Consider the following 16,080-nt stretch of genomic DNA (forward strand, 5'->3'; position numbering starts at 1 on the left):
TTTTTGATAGTAAAGAGAAAAGCCCCTGAATAAACTTTTCAGGAGCCTATTGGGAACATAATATTAATTTGATTTTCATCAAACTTCCTACGCAAAAATTCTTCAAGATTACTGAAGGTAAACTAAAACATAACGAACACCCCAAGACATTGCCGCCGCTTCAGAATCCATATAGAGATCAATTCTATTGCCTTGTATAAGGCCTCCTGTGTCCAAAGCACGTGCACTCCCATAACCATCTACATAAACTTTCGAGCCTAAAGGAATAACCCTCGGATCAACAGCGACTACTCCCCATTGAACCGGCGCTCCAGTTTTCGTGATACCGCCAGGAATACAGTAAGCCGTTGCTCTCATGATATAGGCCCTTTTAAAATTAATCGTCTGCCCGCCGCGAGAAACAGATGTTTGTGCTCCCCGGGAAACCAGTTCATTGATAGGAGCGGCAACCACACGCTGCCCAAGAATTTGCCGATCGACTTCTTTTCCATCTTCGAGGGTTAAACGTATGGTCTGTTCCTGAATACCGTTAGAACCGCAGCTAATAACTTTATCAGGCAATCCAACGGGATAATCCCCTGGCTGAGTTACCATCTGATAAGGAATCTCACTTTTCTGAGTTTCCACCTTTTCAGCCACTCTTACTACCTTAACCTTTTCATTAGCCGTCAATAAGTGGTTAAGCGCGAGAGAAACCTTATCCTTTGCTCCTAAAACAATATTCAACTTCTTCAAGGCCTCAGCTACTGTGCGGGGAGCCAAATACGTATTGATTGTCTTCCCATCCGCTTGCACAACAACCGGAACAGCCCTTCGCACTTTAATATCCATTTGCTCTTTAAGATCTTCAGAACGTGGTTCGTTAACTTCATCAACGTCTTTAATTTGTAAGCCATAGCGTTCTGACAAATCATTAATTGCCTCACCGACAGTCTTGGCTGTAGTCCTCGCTGACAAAGTCTGTTTATCTACCGTCAGGTGAATCGGTATGCTTCTTGTAACAACGACTCTCATACCTTTAGTAATTCTTGAATTTCGAGGAGGATCCACAACATCCTCAGGATTAAACTCTAAGTTGGAATGCGCAAGAGCTTGCCCGACAGTATTAAAAATCGTTGTTACAGGTATAACTTTGTCATCAACTTCAATATTAATTGTTTTCATATTGAAGGCCAGAATTCCGCAGGCAATCAGGAAAAAAATCACGAGGGCAACTGCAGCTTTACCTAAGCGACCTCTGCGAACTAACGCCAAAACCGTAGTTCGAGAATTCTGAAACATTGAATCCCTCCAAAACCCATAGCAATCAACCAACTTCATTTTAATTGATAAGTAGTTGGTTGTCAAAAACTTTTTTCCATTATATGGATTTTAGAATGTGAATGAGAACAGGCTTTCTTCCCCAATCCAAGCATTGTCTAAGGTTTGTAAAAAACAAATCGATCCTGTTACCTTTGATATCTCCGCCCGTATCAGCTGCTATAGCATACCCATACCCTTCTACATATACTTTACTTCCCATAGCGATGACTCTGGGGTCTACGGCTATGATGCCTTGTCTGGGCGTTAATCCCGTTGCCGTTTTGTTGCCTGTATAAGTATAGGCAGTTGACTCCATTGTTAACGTTTTACTAATATTCAATTTGTCAATTTCAAAGTGCTCTCCGACAACCGGCTTTGAGTTCTGAATTACAACTTTTTTCTTAGGTCCCTTTAATTCAAAGGAAAATTGTATTTGTTGATTCAATGGTTGTCCATCTACCTTATAGGTCTTAACCACCTGTCTTAAAACACCAGTTTCCCCGTCTTCCTGAACCTTGCTCATTCCGGGAAGAAGCTGATCTGATTCTATAACCTTCGTAGCATAGGGGATTTCTTTGTCGACAACTTGAATATCGCTTGTCATCATACTTCCTGAACCCTTAAGAGAATTACCCGCCTTGTCTTCACTTAAAAGTTCCTCTTGGGACTCCCCCCCCTTTACAACTTCCAGGCTGCTTCGCTCTAAAATGGGCGATTTTGAATTACTGCCGCCTAAGGCTGGAGCTCCACGACTGATATTTCCGACACGTAGTAATTTCCTGCGTGAGTCTAAAAGACCTATCTCAAGTTTGGGTTTTTGAATCGTCTGTGGTTGTTTTACTTGTTGATAAGGAACAGACATGGTCTGGGGTATATCTGGAGCTTTCAGTGCTGAATATCTTGTACCAGCCGCAAACACTGCTAAACCGCCCAGATACGAACCCCAAGTCTTGGTTGCCCGCCAATAATCGGAATACGTGGTGATCGGTAGCGAATACATCCTATCCCTCCTTAATCAGAAGGTATGAAGCAAATTCAAAAAAAAGAACCTTCTCCTGAAGGTCCTTTTTAACAAGCCTAAACAAGCTTAAATATTGTTTCTGCATTATGCATTGTCTGTAGAGCCATTTCTTCAATGCTCAGTTCCTTGATTTCAGCGAGTTTCCTGACAACCTCTCTTACATAAGCAGGTTCGTTGCGTTTACCTCTGCGCGGTTCCGGGGTTAAATAGGGAGAATCTGTCTCAGCAAGAATACGGTCGATGGGGGCATTTCTGGCCACCTCAACGGTATGGCGGGCATTTTTAAAGGTTAAAGGCCCGGCAAAAGAAAGATAGAACCCAAGCTTTAAAAGAACCTTCGCCATTTCCCAGGATCCTGAATAGCAGTGCAAGACACCTCCATGTTTCGGCGGGTGAGCTTTGACAATTTCCAAAACATCCTGATGGGCGTCCCGATCATGAATTACAATCGGCAGGCCAGCCTTGTTGGCCAATTCAATCTGTTGAATAAAAACCTCTTGTTGAATAGCTCGAGGAGATAAATCCCGATAATAATCAAGGCCAATTTCCCCCCAGGCCAAAACCTTGGGATGTTGAGCCAAAGCCTGGAGTTGAACCATAACGTCATCGCTGAACTCTTCTGCATTATGAGGATGGATACCAATAGCTGCATAAATGAAATCGTAATCCTGGGCAAGCTGCACTGACCTTAATGAAGAAGGAAGGTCATAGCCAACATTCGTAACTCGAGAAATTCCCGAAGACTTAATTCTTTCTAAGACATCTTGAAAATCTTCTTGATATACCTCGTCATCAAGATGCGCATGCGTATCCCAAATCATTTCACTCGCGCTCCGCCAGGGAGTTCTTTGTCAAGCATAAGTACTTCAAGAACTTCTCCCTGTGATGCTGCCAAAATCATACCTTGAGAGGTTATTCCTCTTAACTTTGCCGGCTTTAGATTGGCAACAACTACTACGGATTTATTAATCAAGTCTTTCGGTGCATAATGTTGAGCAATACCGGAAACAACCGTACGCACTTGTCCGGAGATTTCGATTTCTAATTTCAGGAGTTTATCTGTCTTGGCAACCTTCTCGGCACTCAGAACTTTTCCAACTCTTAGATCAAGTTTCGCAAACTCCTCGATACTAATTTCTTCCTTCATTGGTTCGAATTCCAAATCTTTAGCTTCTTGCTTAGATCCAGACTCTACTGGTGTCGTCACCTCTTCTGCATATTGAGAAATATCAATTCGCGGGAAGAGCTGTTCACCCTTTTGGATGCTGGCACCCGGATTTATAATTCCCCATTGATCCGCCTCTTCCCAGCGAATAAGATGCTCATCGCTGCTAAGGAGCGAACATATTCGAGGTGTAATGCCCGGCATAAAGGGAGCGGTCAAGATGGCCATAATGCGAATACATTCCACAAACGTATAAAGAACAGTATCAAGACGCTCCTGTTGATCTTCTCGCTTTGCTAAGGCCCAAGGAGCAGTTTCATCAACATACTTGTTGCATCGAGCAATAAAACGCCAGATTTGTTCCAGGGCACTTGCCATGTCACAGCGTCCAAGGCTTTCGTCTACGCCCTTTTTAACTTCCGAACTTAAGGTTTTCAATTCCATCTCTAAGGGACCATCTTGACCTGGCCGAGGAACAACTCCTCCCCTATACTTAACGACCATAGCCAAACTTCGAGAAACAAAATTACCAAAATCATTAGCCAAATCACTATTAATTCGTTCCACTAAATTGTCCTCAGAGTATGTTCCATCAGTCCCAACCTGCATTTCACGCAACAGGAAATAGCGGATAGCATCTGAGCCATACCTTTTAATTAATTCGAAGGAATCCTGGACATTCCCCCGCGATTTTGAGATTTTTCCTCCATCTTTCGACAAATACCACCCATGCCCATAAACAAGGCGCGGGAGAGGAAGGTCAAGAGCCATCAAAATAATTGGCCAAATGATCGCATGGAAGCGAACAATATCTTTCCCCATGATTTGAACGTTAGCCGGCCAGTATTTTTTATAATTTTCTCCATCCGGGTAACCTAAAGCGGAAATATAGTTGATTAGGGCATCAAGCCAAACATAAACCACATGCTTTGGATCAAAAGGTACCTTAATCCCCCACTTGAATGTCGTTCTGGAAACACAAAGATCTTCTAAGCCGCTTTCAATAAAACGGATCATTTCGTTGCGCCGGGAAAGGGGCTGAATAAAATCAGGATGTGCTTCAATGTATTGAAGGAGCGCATTTTGATATTTTGATAAACGGAAAAAATAGCTCTCTTCTTTTAACAATTCCACACTGCGTAAGCAATCTGGGTTGGGACATTTTCCATCAATCAGTTTGCTTTCAGTCCAAAATGTTTCACAAGGTGTACAATACCAGCCTGAATACTCTGATTTGTAAATATCGCCTTGTTCATACAATTTGGCAAAAATTTGTTGAACCACTTTTCCGTGACGTTCTTCTGTCGTCCGGATAAAATCATCATTGGAAATATCCAAGGCTTTCCATAACTCTTTAAAGCGCTGGACAACACCATCTACATAAGTTTGCGGATCAAGGTGATGGGCTTCCGCAGTACGAACAATCTTTTGCGCATTTTCATCAGTACCCGTTAGAAAATGAACCTGATCTCCCAACATTCTATGATAACGAGCCAGAGTATCTGCAGCAACCGTAGTATAGGCGGTACCAATATGGGGACTTGAATTGGGATAAAAAATTGGGGTTGTGATGTAATAGTTCACGTTAGATCTCCTCTCAATCTATGAATTCGACACATTAACTCATATTTGTCAAGTATATCCATAATAAAAATTTATTATGTAAATGTAATTTTTTATTCAAGAAATTTAATTCCTAATCACCTTTAAAAGTGGTTGACTTTAATTGGAACCATTGGTATCATAAGGTTGTAGTTTTCTGTCGAAAGTTGTAGTAAAGGGAGTGAGTGAAGATGATGAAATCAACAGGAATCGTGAGAAAAGTAGACGAACTTGGCCGCATTGTTTTACCTATCGAACTTCGCCGTACATTGGGAATTGACGAAAAAGACGCTCTGGAAATTTATGTGGACCAAGAAAGAATCATTCTTAAAAAGTATGAGCCGGCTTGTGTATTTTGTGGTAATGCCAGTGACAATCAACTTTTCCATGGCAAAAACGTTTGCCGTGAATGTGCTGTTGCGATGGGAGAAGCTATCCTTGGCAACGTAGATACCGGTTCTAAAGCTGTCTAAGTTTAGGAACAGTTTTACATAGATATAAGTTTGTGTGTAATGATATTATTCAAACACTCTCTTCGAAGGCCTGATTGGCCTTCTTTTTATTCTACTTTAATTCTTCAATTAAGGCTTGATACACCTCTGACTTTTTCACTCCATAACGCTTGGCCACTTCTTTCATGGCTTCTTTCTTGGTTAACCCCCGCTGTACTCCCTCGTTGACCTCAATACACCACTCTTGAGGCCCGCCTGCTAATTTTTCCGGAACAAAAGGAGCAATGACGATGCAGCATTCTCCCCGCGGAGGGGTCTTTTCAAACTCTTCTCTTAGCTTAGAAAGATAATTCTTGTGAACTTGCTGATGCACTTTTGTTAACTCACGAACAACTGCAGCTTCACGATCACCAAAGGATTCCGACAATCCTTGTAAGGTGCTTAACAATCGATGAGGAGCCTCATAAAGGATCAATGTTTCTTGACGATTTGCCAAGTCTTCCAAAATACGTTTTCTCTCCCCTGCTGAAGTTGGCAAAAAACCATAAAACGTAAAATGTTCAGCCGGCATACCTGATAAAATCAAAGCCGTCAGAGCCGCATTTGGTCCTGGCAAAACATCCACCGGAATATTTTCTTCAAGGCACAGGCGAATAACCTCACCTCCCGGATCAGAAATTCCAGGTAATCCGGCATCACTAATAAGAGCGACTGTTTGGCCTGCTTTAAGTCGTTCTACTAGTTCTAAGGATTTCTTCTTCTCGTTGTGCTCGTGATAACTCGTCAAATGGGTACTAATTTGAAAGTGCTGTAAAAGCTTACGTGAATGGCGAGTATCTTCAGCGGCTATTAAATCAACATTCCGCAATGTATCTAAGACTCGCAGCGTTATATCTGACAAATTGCCGATTGGGGTCCCACATACATATAATGTACCTTTAACTAACATGTCTAAAGACTCCCGACCTTAAAATATCCTTTAATTCTAGTCTTTCCGTAAAAAGCCCATACAAAACAGACAATCCCCTTCTAAAGGCTGCCCGAAATGAAGATGACAGACGTGAAATCCTTCATGATAGAGGCGCTCTAAATTATCATGGGCGACACCTTGAATATGTTCGGCATTGGCAATAACCCGCTCCGTCTCTTTTTCCGGAAAGGTGCTCTCACGTTTTAGTTTGATATTTTCTTCTTCTAAGGCCTTTACGTAAGGTATTAAATGGTTAACTTCCTCCAGCAGGGAACGTAATTTTTCTTCCACTTCTGTAAGGGCTTGAGTTAACTGACTCATACCTTCTCACTCTTTCCTTTGGGCTTTTCCCCTTTCCTATTACAACGCTGTTTGCCATTCATTTTACTTGCATTGGCAGCAGGGCTATCAACAATACTATTCGATTCATCCAGAATTTCCAGCATCTTAACGTCTTCCAAATCCTGGACGTACATTTCCTTATCATCAGGTTTATAACAGCCATTTTCATACTTCAGACAACACATAAGCCGACCGCAAATTCCAGAGATCTTGGTTGGGTTTAGAGATAATTTTTGATCCTTGGCCATGCGGATGGAAACCGGTTCAAAATCTCCTAAAAATGACGTACAGCAAAGTATCCTTCCGCAAGAACCGACTCCTCCCAGCATCTTAGCTTCATCTCTAACTCCTATTTGCCTTAATTCAATACGCGTACGGAAAATGGCCGCCAAATCTTTCACTAATTCCCGAAAGTCAACCCTGCCTTCAGCGGTAAATGAAAAAATAATCTTATTTCCGTCAAAGGTATACTCGACGTCAACCAATTTCATCGGCAGCTGGTGTTCGGATATTTTCTTTAAACAGATTTGAAAAGCATCTTTTTCCTTTATTCTATTTTGTTCTACAAACTGTTCATCAGCCGGTGTGGCTTTTCTAATAACCTGCTTTAAAGGAAGTACCACTTCCTCATCAGCTACCATTCGAGGAGGGATCACCAATTCACCGAATTCAATACCTCTTGCGGTTTCAACAATCACCCGGTCCGAGGCCTCAAGCTTAAGATCTCCCGGAGAGAAATAGTATATTTTACCCGCGTTTTTAAAGCGAACACCGACAACCTCAATCACAGAGAACCCCTCCTTGTTGAAATAGTTCTAAAGCCAATACTTCTATAACCAATCTCGGATTTACTTGTTGTCTTAACGCCTCATTAGCTTTACCAATTGCCAGAAGTTCAAAAGGTTGGTTCGTGCCATTGCGAATGCCTTCCTGTATCCTAACAGCTAAAACCTGCAGATATATACTTACTTGATTTTTGTCTAAGGGAAAAAGAGAAAAAAGCGCCAGAAAATCCTTATCCTTAACAACCTGAAAGAACCTACGAACCCATTCTTGAAGAGCAAAAACACCCTGCTCCATTATTGCAGTCGCCAGAGTTTGGTTTTTACCGCTTAACTCCAGGGCTAATTTGGCCTCCTGCTGATTTATCGCTCCCAATTCCTCAAACCACTCATCTTCGGAAGGATCAGGATAATAAATTAACTGAGCTCGGCTTTGTATTGTAGGCAATATTCCTTCCGCATTTCCAGCACTGAGGATAATAACACAATGCTCCGGAGGTTCTTCAATAACTTTTAAAAGTGCATTCGCCGCAGGCAACGTTAACGTGTCCGCCTGTTCAATTATGGAAACTTTATAGTTCCCTTCATAATGCTTTAAATAAGCCTTTTCCTGCCAGGCAAGAACTTGTTCAATTCCAATCGTTGTCTTAAGCGGTTTCAGCCATAGTACATCCGGATGGTTAAGACTGGAAATTTTATGGCAGGCTGGGCAATTTTGACACGGCCTTTCTGATTTTGGTGAAAAACAATTTAAAATCTGTGCGATACGGAGAGCCTCTTCCCGCCGGTGTAATTCGCTTCCCCCATGGAAGAGTAAAAGATGTGCCAAGTGTTCTTCTCGAGCCGCCTTTTCTAAAAGTGCCTGTGCTAGATTCATGACATTCCTTTTTCCTCCTCCACGACCCAAATTGTTCGGCTTTCAAAACCTTCCCACCCTTGCCAACGTCCTTCTCCAGCAACAAGGAGTGTCTCGAGAACTTCTGGGGTCATTTGTTCTCCCATGACAACGATTGGAATTCCCGGGGGATATGGCGAAATAGTTTCCCCGACAATATGGCCTAAACTCTCTTTCAGAGGAATTTTCCGTTTTTTAGCTAAAAAGGCCTCTCGTGGCCTAAGAATCTGGGGCGGTAAAAAAAAATCGCCGCTTCTGTCATATCGGTCGTTTCTTCTAAAACCTTCAGATCCTAAGGACAATGATTGAGCACTATCTGCCAACCTGTCTAACCCCCTCGTGAGTCTGCGAATGTCCTCGGGGGTATTGCCGATTCCCAGCAAAAACAAAATATTCTCTTCATCCCATAATTCAGGTTCCAGGCCAAATTCTGTACGCAGAAATTCAACACAGCGAGAAGCAGGTAATCCCAGCGGCCGTGTATTAATCAAAATTTTTGACCAATCCAGGGCATCAATACCGTAAGTCCCGACATCGTTCTGAGAGAGTATACGGAATTTCTCCCCAACCCTTTGCTGAAGATTCCCGACTTCATCTTTAAGGCGTTCCCACCGGCTTAAATCCAAGGCATATTCCCCAGCTCGTTCCAGAGACGCTAATAATAGGTAGCTGGGACTTGATGATTGAAGCAGTTCCAAGCTTTGTCTTAATCGAATACGGGAAACTCTTGAGCCTTGAACATGGAGCATAGCTGACTGAGTTAAGGCGGTTAGCGTCTTATGAGTACTATGTAAGACAAGATCCGCACCCAACGTTAAAGCACTCGCAGGAAACAAGAATCCCAAAAAATGAGAACCGTGCGCTTGATCAACAAACACCGGTACATCCGGTGCTAAATCCGCCCTTTTATTTAAAAGGTCTCGCAGCTCAATACACGTTCCATAATAACTAGGATAAGTAACATGACAAGCAGCGGCATTTGACCAAGGAAATCGCTCAGGGCTTATGTCCAAACCCAAGGGAAGATTAAAATCCGGATGAATAATAGGTTTTATATAGTCCGGTTTTAGTCCGCTGAGAACTAAAGCCGACATTACAGAGCGATGGGAACTTCTTTCAATAATAACCTGATTCATCGTACCCGTGAGGGACATAAACATAGCCTGATTGCCGACAGTTCCCCCGCCAACTAAAAAAAATGTTTCATCCGCTCCAAAAATTTCGGCCGATCGTTTCTGCGCTTGATCTATAATTCCCTTCGGTGAATGAAGCATATCGAGTCCCGGAAGTTCTGTTAAATCAAACCCGCAGAAATCAAAGTCATGAAAAAACTCCTGTTGCCCTTTATGGCCAGGAGTATGGAAAGAGCAAAACCCCTGTTTCCGATATTGACTCAATCCTTCTCCCAGATCACCCACCAATGAACCTCCATTAAATGGTTTATAACTCTTTATATCAATATCAATATCAATACAGATATTCATACTATTTTATCACATCTAAGTCAATATTTCATCTACATTTCATAACCCGAGATTTGAATCAATATCCCGGGTTATGATCAGAACTATTAAAATAAAAGTCCTTGGATTAAAACTAAGAATTCCTGATATTCCGGAGTGTTCTGGTCTGCTGAGTACAACTCCTGTTGACAATCAGAACAGAAAAACATTCCTCGTATCCTAAATCCGTCATAGAGTCCATTTTTAGGAACTTGAGCGCAGCGATAACAGACCGGATAGACCTTTCCTTTATTGATAACCATCTCCTGATCCTTTATTGCGACGGTTCCCGCACTTAGGCCCTGTGATTGACTATTAAATGGTTTTATCATAGTTATGTTCCCCCTAGTACTTCCTTCTGCACCTATTCTTTCCCTTCTTCTACCGAATTAGTCGTAGAACTGCTGCTTGACATTCCTGAATGATGTACAGAAACCTGTACATTCACGGTAAGAGGGAAATCTGCAATCTTCTCTTCCCATTGGTCTTTAATGGTCTTCCAATACGAAGAATTTCTCTCTTCAATCAGCCGCCCAATCCCTAAAAAATCAAGACTCAAATCCCTCTCTTTTATAATTGACAGCTCGCATTCTTCTTTAATAACTTTTGCATAACTATTTTCAGCCTGATTCATCAGATCGACCCATTCCGGTTCCGAAAGTTGTTGCTTTATGCCTATTACTTCGTCGACGGAAATACTCGCTTGGATCTGGTACTGGAGACCGATTACTCCGTTGTTATTGACTAATTTATATCTAGTCTTGGATTTTAAAACTTGCCCGCCAAAGCTAACGTTGCCTTTATCATCCATAGTGTTAATTAAGCGATTCTGAACATTGTTTTCAAGCCACATATACCCTTTGGTTTCTTGATCCGTAAGGTAATCCACTAACTGATCTCCGTGCAAAACACCTGCACCTTGTATGTGCAGTTCCTTTCCCTCCTTTTCGTTATTATATTCAATGCCATCCTCTCCTGACTTTATACTTTCAACGATGGGAAGAATTGGAGCCGTACTCTGTGTACCTAGAATTGTTAAGTAATGTCCCAGACGAACGGTTGGAAAGGTAGAAAGGTTATTTCCTTGCTCCATATGATTCTTAATGCTCATAGCCGGCAGTTCCCCATCGCGCAATTTCATATTTAAAAGAGTTTGAGCCTTTCCTTTTGTCAAAACAAGAAACATTGTCCGTCGAAACTCTGAAAAGCGCTGAGCAAAATCAATGATATCGTTAAAACCGGCTTTGGCCGCGCCTTCACCAATAACAATGACCTTTAAAGAACCCATAAAGGGTATACGGCTGGAAATCTTGTAAACCATTTCTGTTGCTTCTCGAGCGCTGGCGACTTCTACACTAAAGGTTCGATCTTCGATTTTGGCCACGGATTCTCCTCCGCCTTGTTTAGGTTTGGCTAATTGCATTGTTATCAGAAATGTTCCCGGTTTTTTTCCGAGATCAAATCCTATGCCAATGAGAGGCGCCAATTCCTCAACTTCCCGTTTTCCCCAGCATCCCGGCAAAAATAAAAGACATACTATTAAAATTAAGGCTGCAATTCGATTAACTTTTTGATGTCTTTTAGTTTCCACGAATGTTTTTTCCCTTCTTCCAGCGCACTGCTCCCCAAAGCCCTAATATCCAAATAGCGGCAAATGGCAAAATAAGGTAGTTATCAACGAATGCAATTTCGGAAATCAATGCTGATCCCCTTACAAAACCAAAGGCAATCCCCATAAAGACTGAACAAACCGCAATCTGCCATTTTAGACCTTTAAGGTTCATTACAGTCTCCAGGCCCCAAACTGTAGTGAATAAAAAAGCACTAATCTTTATGACCAAGGCTCCAAGCCAAACCCCCAAAAATAATGATTCAACACCTGCCACTGTGCGGCTTACTTCTACCATTTTTCCTAAAACTAATAAGCCATACACAACTCGAGTCGTTTCGAAAGGCCCAAATACAAGGATTTGCTGGAGTGCCACAAACATGTCCAGGATCCCCACCAAAAATACTGCCCGGCAAACCTCTCTCCTTAATTGTCCAATCTCCTTCATATCGGTTGGCAGGAACGCTGAAATCCCGGCCATAAATAGTATATATTCCATAGCGAAGGGTGCCACTTTAAGGCCTCCCCAGAAAAGCGGCATTACCCCTTCACTTAGAATAGGCAGCAGTTCCCCCGGCTCGATTCGAGAGATCGAAAGTGTTAAGTTCAAGATTAATGCTAAAAGGATCAAAGGAAAAACGGCTTCGGAAAACCGGGCAAATACTTCAATTCCGGACTTACACAAATAGAAGACCAGAATTATTGTCCCTAAATAAAATAGACCGATGGGGGTCAAGGGCATAATTGAACGTTCATAGATGTCTCCTGCTTGCCCCAAAAGCAAACCGCCAAAATAACCTGTTATTAGAATATAGAAAACACCTATCAATTTCCCTATCCATTTGCCAAAGACTATCTCCGAAATCTGTAATAAATTTTTATTAGGAAATTGAGATAATAACGAAAGTACCATTAAGCCATAAGGTATACCCAAGACAAAGGCGGGTAAGACAATCATCCAGCCGTCTCGACCGCAGGCAGCGCTGACGATGGACGCAACCGGGAGAAATGTTGTACCCATGAGCACAGCTCCCCCTAAAGTCATGAACTGATGTGGAGAGATTCTTTCCATGGCTATTCTTTTCCCTTCCCTCCTGATCGGGGGTTCTCTATTTCCAAAAGCTGAGGTCTTCGTTTCATCGCCCACCATGGAGCTCGTACAAACGTATCCTGTAACAAGGACCGAATGCGCATAGGGGCAATAGGGCTCATGTAGGGTACGCCGAAAGAACGAAGACTCAGGAGGTGGATTAAGCCTGCATAAAGGCCGACGGAGACGCCGAAAAAGCCAAGACTTCCTGCTAAAACCATAAGCGGAAAACGTGTGAGCCGTACCGCCAAGCTCAAATCGTAGTAAGGGATAGCATAGCTCGATACGGCAGTTATTCCAATAACAATAACCATCAATGGACTCACTAAGCTAGCCTTTACTGCAGCATCTCCTATAATTAAAGCACCGACAATACCAATAGTTTGACCAATCGGTTTCGGCAAACGCAGCCCGGCTTCTTGTAAGATCTCTAAGACTATTGTCATAAGTAAAGCCTCTAAAAGAGCCGGAAAAGGCACTCCTTCCCGTCCTGCTGCAATGCTCATCAAAAGATCAGTAGGAATGATTTCTTGATGAAAAGTAGTCACTGCAATATAAACACTTGGCGCCGTAATAGCAATAAACGCCCCAATATAGCGAACAAAGCGAAACAATATTGCCGTCATAGCACGTTGATAGTAATCTTCATTGACATTTAAAAATTGGGTTAAAATGGCTGGGACTACTAAAACTATTGGAGTTCCGTCAACCATAATACCAACTTTACCTTCCAAAAGCTTACCTGCCAGTACATCGGGTCTTTCTGTATAAGCAATTTGGGGAAAGGGCGAATAGGGGAAATCCTCAATCATTTCTTCGACATAGCCGCTTTCTAATACCCCGTCCATCTTAATGACGCTCAGCCTTCTCAATACTTCGGAAACAACATCAGGGCTGGCGACCTTGTCAATATAGGTGACAACTATATCTGTATTGGTTAACTCACCAAGCTTTAATGATATCAGCCTCAAGGAGGGATGTTTGATCTTTCGCCGTAAAAGAGATGTATTAATTCTTAGTGTTTCTGTAAATCCCTCATGAGGGCCTTTAATTACTGACTCTGCCACAGGTTCGTTAATCCCGGAATTAGCCCACCCTCTGGCTCCGATAACAATTGCTTCTTTAGACTCGCCAAAAAAAATCACCGCATCGCCGGACAAAATTGCGTTAATGGCATCACCTAATTTGGAGATTTTTTTGATTTCAAGACCAGGCAGAAGGTATTGAATAGTACTATCCACTACATTGGCCAACGTCACCTGAGCTAATTCCCGGCGCCCAGGCAAATCAACCATAAGAGGTTTTAAAACAAATTGATCCAAGAGGTTTTTATCAACCAGGCCATCAACCCCTGCCATTATGCAGGGAATAGATTCCTTTCCCTGAAGATAGAATTCCCGAAATACAACATCACTGCTCTTAGACAAGATTTCTTTTACTTTAGGCCCTGAAACTGGCTTATTAAGGTCTTCATCGAAGGAATAGGCAGGGGTTTTTCTAACCTGCCGACCCTTAGGACGAAGGGTAAGTTCTTTGAACATTTTCATCCAGCTGCGCAACAGTTTCTCCTCCTTATCAGCTTATTTTGTCCCGCACCCCATTGATTATGCACAACATTTAAATGTATAAGAAAAGGGCTGCAAGCATAAAAAATTGCAGCTCTTTTTCTCTGAATTTTATAAAGGAACTTCAAAATAAACCATTATAAAAATGCCGGCAGCACATGAAATTAACCATGCCCAGCGTGGATCCTCATAGTGTATTTTAAGGAGAATAAACATGCCAAAATTAAAAATCACAGAATATGTTAAGGTCCAACCGTTAAAATGAGCAAAGCGGTGCATTCGTAATGCCCACCATTCAATCAATGAAAAAATGAACGTCCAGAAGCAGACATACATTAATTGCTTCATAAATCCCTTTCTCGGAAAATAAGGGAGAAATAATAAAATAACGCAGGGAAAAATAACAACAATCATCAGAATATTGGCCATTGATTCGGGAATAATTGTCGTAAATTTCCACAAAGGCTTTTTGACCGTAAGATTACAATAAATAATATTACCCAAGTCCCAAAATACAATTGTAGAATAATATTGCTTCCACTTTTTCCAATCACCCCAAAGCCAGGTAACTAGAAGAAAACTAAACGTGAGTAAAGCGTCTTCCATAAGTTCCTCCATCGTTGAAGCATCTCAACCTAGGATTCTGCTAAATTCTTATAATTTATTCAAAAAGACTTGGTTAATTTTATTAACCAAGTCAAAAAAGCGAACTTTGAAACCTTAACGTTTCTTTCGTTCGCTTTAAGTACTATGACCTTCTGCCTGACTAACCCCGTCCAAGATAAACTAGTTTTAAAGTCTTTAAAATTCTTAAATAATAATAAGCTTCTCGCAAAGTATGATCCGTCAATAAAGGAGTAAGCATAGATCGTATTTGACAGCCCAGAAGAAGGTCTGTACTCATGGCTTTAAAATTTGCGATTGCCGTGGTCGCCTGAATATTCTCCTGTCTCAATTGTTCAAGCTGTGTTGCCCGTGCCCCCTCACCTTTTAATTTCCGCTCTAATCTCTTAAACAGACGATCAAAATCTTCTGCTTTACTAATAAGATTCTTCTCCGAAGGATCCAGAAGATGACTAATAACCTGGGCATGCTCTCCCATGATATCGTCCCAAAATACCTTCTGCTCATATAACTCAACTCGTGAATTTACAAATTGGTTGTTTTGTAAACGGTTTATTAGTTTTAGATAAAAAAGAGCCTCCTTATGAATGTGGGAATATTGGGATGGCAGGAGATTTGTAAATAAACAACATTTCGTCACTTGGTCTAAAACCATAGCTTTGAACTCAGCAAAAGAGGTCGTTAAAGTTTTTGCCTTTTCATTTAAAGCCTGAATATTAGGAATAATCTCAGGGGGGATTGTCCCCGGATCGGGATGAAATTTCAACTCCTCGGCCGTTAGTGAACATTCAATATAGATTCCCGTCAATTCTTGAGTCTTTTGCTCTGCCCCAAGTGTTTTATCCGTTACCAATTCCCCTGATTGCAGTACGCTTTCTGACGCCGTACAATCGCCAAGCATTATAGCTTCCTTAAGAATTTCATCGTATTGACATTTAAACTCCTCTGCTTGAGCGGTGTAAGTAACATCTTTAGGCAGAAATCCTATTTGCATAAACGTTGCATGTTCTTTCATGATCCGAGCCATAAATAGATGTAAATCCAGCGATTCCCTTACGAAATCTCCAACCATTGGTATACTGCTCGTCGTAAAACACCTCCCTCTTTCTTTTGAACATTCTATTCCTAAGTTTATAGTTTTGTTCACAATATACTAATG

General features: G+C 41.7%; 16 protein-coding genes. 1 reads left to right on the forward strand and 15 read right to left on the reverse strand.

Annotation, left to right across the window (positions count from 1 at the left end):
- Positions 1 to 108: 108 nt before the first annotated feature.
- The 4 genes from B5Y67_RS10080 to metG form a co-directional block, all read right to left on the reverse strand.
- Positions 109 to 1,281, reverse strand: a complete 1,173-nt coding sequence (locus B5Y67_RS10080; RefSeq protein WP_088226318.1) for a 3D domain-containing protein — start codon at positions 1,279 to 1,281, stop codon at positions 109 to 111.
- A gap of 79 nt (positions 1,282 to 1,360) precedes the next feature.
- A complete protein-coding gene (locus B5Y67_RS10085) occupies positions 1,361 to 2,302 on the reverse strand; it encodes a 3D domain-containing protein (protein WP_088226319.1) in 942 nt (313 codons plus the stop codon).
- 77 nt (positions 2,303 to 2,379) lie between these two features.
- The gene (locus B5Y67_RS10090) at positions 2,380 to 3,144 is read right to left on the reverse strand and encodes a TatD family hydrolase (RefSeq protein WP_088226320.1); all 765 of its coding nucleotides are present in this window, start codon (positions 3,142 to 3,144) and stop codon (positions 2,380 to 2,382) included.
- Positions 3,141 to 5,072: a methionine--tRNA ligase gene (gene metG / locus B5Y67_RS10095; RefSeq protein WP_088226321.1), complete on the reverse strand. Its 1,932-nt coding sequence runs from the start codon at positions 5,070 to 5,072 to the stop codon at positions 3,141 to 3,143. Before metG ends, B5Y67_RS10090 begins: the two co-directional genes overlap by 4 nt.
- Positions 5,073 to 5,284: 212 nt before the next feature.
- On the opposite strand from metG, the gene B5Y67_RS10100 reads away from it, so the two are divergent.
- The gene (locus tag B5Y67_RS10100) at positions 5,285 to 5,563 is read left to right on the forward strand and encodes an AbrB/MazE/SpoVT family DNA-binding domain-containing protein (RefSeq protein ID WP_041276183.1); all 279 of its coding nucleotides are present in this window, start codon (positions 5,285 to 5,287) and stop codon (positions 5,561 to 5,563) included.
- 91 nt (positions 5,564 to 5,654) lie between these two features.
- Here B5Y67_RS10100 and rsmI read toward each other — a convergent pair whose 3' ends face one another.
- The 11 genes from rsmI to B5Y67_RS10155 all read right to left on the reverse strand — a co-directional run bounded on the left by rsmI (position 5,655) and on the right by B5Y67_RS10155 (position 15,993).
- On the reverse strand, positions 5,655 to 6,491 hold the full coding sequence (gene rsmI / locus B5Y67_RS10105; RefSeq protein WP_088226322.1) for a 16S rRNA (cytidine(1402)-2'-O)-methyltransferase: 837 nt from the start codon (positions 6,489 to 6,491) through the stop codon (positions 5,655 to 5,657).
- A 36-nt stretch (positions 6,492 to 6,527) separates the two neighbouring features.
- Complete coding sequence (locus B5Y67_RS10110; protein WP_088226323.1) at positions 6,528 to 6,833, reverse strand: initiation control protein YabA; 306 nt, start codon at positions 6,831 to 6,833, stop codon at positions 6,528 to 6,530.
- The gene (locus tag B5Y67_RS10115) at positions 6,830 to 7,642 is read right to left on the reverse strand and encodes a stage 0 sporulation family protein (protein WP_088226324.1); all 813 of its coding nucleotides are present in this window, start codon (positions 7,640 to 7,642) and stop codon (positions 6,830 to 6,832) included. The genes B5Y67_RS10110 and B5Y67_RS10115 overlap by 4 nt, the downstream gene beginning before the upstream one ends.
- On the reverse strand, positions 7,635 to 8,513 hold the full coding sequence (locus B5Y67_RS10120) for a DNA polymerase III subunit delta' (RefSeq protein ID WP_088226325.1): 879 nt from the start codon (positions 8,511 to 8,513) through the stop codon (positions 7,635 to 7,637). The genes B5Y67_RS10115 and B5Y67_RS10120 overlap by 8 nt, the downstream gene beginning before the upstream one ends.
- On the reverse strand, positions 8,510 to 9,949 hold the full coding sequence (locus tag B5Y67_RS10125; RefSeq protein WP_088226326.1) for an amino acid decarboxylase: 1,440 nt from the start codon (positions 9,947 to 9,949) through the stop codon (positions 8,510 to 8,512). The genes B5Y67_RS10120 and B5Y67_RS10125 overlap by 4 nt, the downstream gene beginning before the upstream one ends.
- Positions 9,950 to 10,101: 152 nt before the next feature.
- Positions 10,102 to 10,365, reverse strand: coding sequence for a sigma factor G inhibitor Gin (locus B5Y67_RS10130; protein WP_088226327.1), 264 nt, complete (start codon positions 10,363 to 10,365; stop codon positions 10,102 to 10,104).
- Positions 10,366 to 10,397: 32 nt separating this feature from the next.
- Positions 10,398 to 11,624, reverse strand: a complete 1,227-nt coding sequence (locus B5Y67_RS10135; protein ID WP_088226328.1) for a Ger(x)C family spore germination protein — start codon at positions 11,622 to 11,624, stop codon at positions 10,398 to 10,400.
- Complete coding sequence (locus B5Y67_RS10140) at positions 11,614 to 12,714, reverse strand: GerAB/ArcD/ProY family transporter (RefSeq protein ID WP_088226329.1); 1,101 nt, start codon at positions 12,712 to 12,714, stop codon at positions 11,614 to 11,616. Before B5Y67_RS10140 ends, B5Y67_RS10135 begins: the two co-directional genes overlap by 11 nt.
- A gap of 2 nt (positions 12,715 to 12,716) precedes the next feature.
- The gene (locus B5Y67_RS10145) at positions 12,717 to 14,291 is read right to left on the reverse strand and encodes a spore germination protein (RefSeq protein WP_170932656.1); all 1,575 of its coding nucleotides are present in this window, start codon (positions 14,289 to 14,291) and stop codon (positions 12,717 to 12,719) included.
- 117 nt (positions 14,292 to 14,408) lie between these two features.
- Positions 14,409 to 14,903, reverse strand: a complete 495-nt coding sequence (locus B5Y67_RS10150) for a CBO0543 family protein (protein ID WP_088226330.1) — start codon at positions 14,901 to 14,903, stop codon at positions 14,409 to 14,411.
- 160 nt (positions 14,904 to 15,063) lie between these two features.
- Positions 15,064 to 15,993, reverse strand: a complete 930-nt coding sequence (locus tag B5Y67_RS10155; RefSeq protein WP_088226331.1) for a DUF2935 domain-containing protein — start codon at positions 15,991 to 15,993, stop codon at positions 15,064 to 15,066.
- Positions 15,994 to 16,080 lie beyond the last annotated feature (87 nt).

Source organism: Desulfosporosinus sp. FKB (assembly GCF_002196705.1).
In the GTDB taxonomy this organism is placed as follows: Bacteria; Bacillota; Desulfitobacteriia; order Desulfitobacteriales; family Desulfitobacteriaceae; genus Desulfosporosinus.